The sequence below is a fragment of the Streptomyces sp. NPDC059718 genome, from assembly GCF_042733315.1.
Taxonomy (GTDB): Bacteria; Actinomycetota; Actinomycetes; order Streptomycetales; family Streptomycetaceae; genus Actinacidiphila.
The window spans coordinates 1-1,580 of record NZ_JBHWGA010000110.1 but is presented as its reverse complement, the minus strand read 5'-3'; the positions used below and the strand labels follow the sequence as shown (position 1 = coordinate 1,580).

1 protein-coding gene and 1 pseudogene are annotated in these 1,580 nt (G+C 70.5%); one reads left to right on the top strand and one right to left on the bottom strand.

Translation table 11 applies throughout. From position 1 onward, the window contains the following. Positions 1-171 precede the first annotated feature (171 nt). Positions 172-1,329: a transposase gene (locus tag ACFV3E_RS46130; RefSeq protein ID WP_500542495.1), complete on the top strand. Its 1,158-nt coding sequence runs from the start codon at positions 172-174 to the stop codon at positions 1,327-1,329. 74 nt (positions 1,330-1,403) lie between these two features. Here the strand turns inward: ACFV3E_RS46130 and ACFV3E_RS46125 are convergent. After that, positions 1,404-1,580, bottom strand: a pseudogene (locus ACFV3E_RS46125) (ISL3 family transposase); the annotation flags it as partial.

Genomic DNA, 1,580 nt, shown 5'->3' with positions numbered 1-1,580 from the left:
CCTCGACGTGGCAACGCCCAGCACGAAAGCCCTGCGTGACCTGCGCCGCCGGGTCGGCGCCACGCCACTGCAGCGCTTGTTCGAGGTGTTGGCCGGGACGCTGGCCCAGCCGTCGACACGCGGGGTGAGGTTCGGGCCGTTCCGCACGGTTTCTTCGACGGCTGCAGCTCCATCAAGGTCCCCGACAGCAGCCGCAACACCGACCGCTTCGGACCGCAGAGCCGCGGCGGCTACCCGATGCTCGAGCTGATGACCCTGGTGGAGACCGGGACCCGGGCCCTGATCGGCGCGGTGTTCGGCCCGACCAGAGAGGGCGAGACCGACTATGCCCGCCGGCTGCTGCACCACCTGCGCCCGGACATGCTGGTCCTATGGGACAAGGGCTTCGACGCCAACGCCTTCCTCGCCGCCGTGGCCGACACCGGCGCCCAGTTCCTGGGCCGGATCCGCGTCAACCGCCGCACCCCCGTCCTTGTCCGTCTCGCGGACGGCTCCTATCTGTCCGTCCTCGGCTCCGTCCCGGTCCGCATCGTCGAGGCGCAGATCGTCGTGACCTGCAAGGACGGCACCTCGTTCACCGGCTCCTACCGCCTCGCCACCACCTTGACCGACGCTCGCCGCTACCCGGCCGGGGCACTGGTCGCGCTCTATCACCAGCGGTGGGAGCACGAATCGACCTACTACGCGCTGCGGCACACCCTCCTGCGGGGCCGGGTGCTGCGTTCGGCCGACCCCGCCGGTGTCGAGCAGGAGCTGTGGGCTCAACTCGCGCTCTACCAGGCCCTGCGCACCGTCATGGTGGAGGCCGCCGAGTCGCGGCCGGGCACCGATCCGGACCGCTGCGGCTTCACCACTGCCCTGCACACCGCCCGTGACCTGGTCGTCCAGGCTGCCGGCGTCACCGGATACGGGACGACCGGTGTCATCGGCCAGCGCATCCTGGCCGGGCTCCTTCCGCCGAGGCGGCCCCGCGTCAGCACCCGCAAGGTCAAGTCGCCCATCTCCCGCTACCACGCCCGCCAGGACGACGGCCGCCCCGATACCAGCCGCACCGTCACCGGCCTCGACATCTCCATCCTCGAACCCGAACCTGAGCTGCCCGCCGCCTCACACGACGACCGTCACACCCCGCCCGACGACCGCCGCCGACAGCGTGTCCTGGAGGTCCTCGACACCGACCCCGACCGCCACTGGCACCCGCGTGACCTCGCCCGCCACCTCGGCGACGTCACCCTGGGCACCATGCGCCGACAACTCGACCGATGGGCCAGCAACGGACTCATCCACAAAGCCGGACCCGCCGTCTACACCAGCCAAGGCACCTCATAAACCCCTTGCCACCAGCGCGAATCCGTTAACTACCCGGCCTTGGGTCAAGGCCCGAGGTCATGGACTTTGTGTCAGCGCTCGCGGGTGGCTTGCTCGCGGACGCCGCCGGGACGGGGCGGGTTGACGGTGCCCCAGCAGGAGGCGTGGGCGCGGACCTCGGCCAGGATCTTGTCGAACAGGTTCTTCCATAGGTGCCATCGGTCGCTGACCTGCACCGCGTCGGGCAGTGCCCGACGGATCGCCTCGGCGTA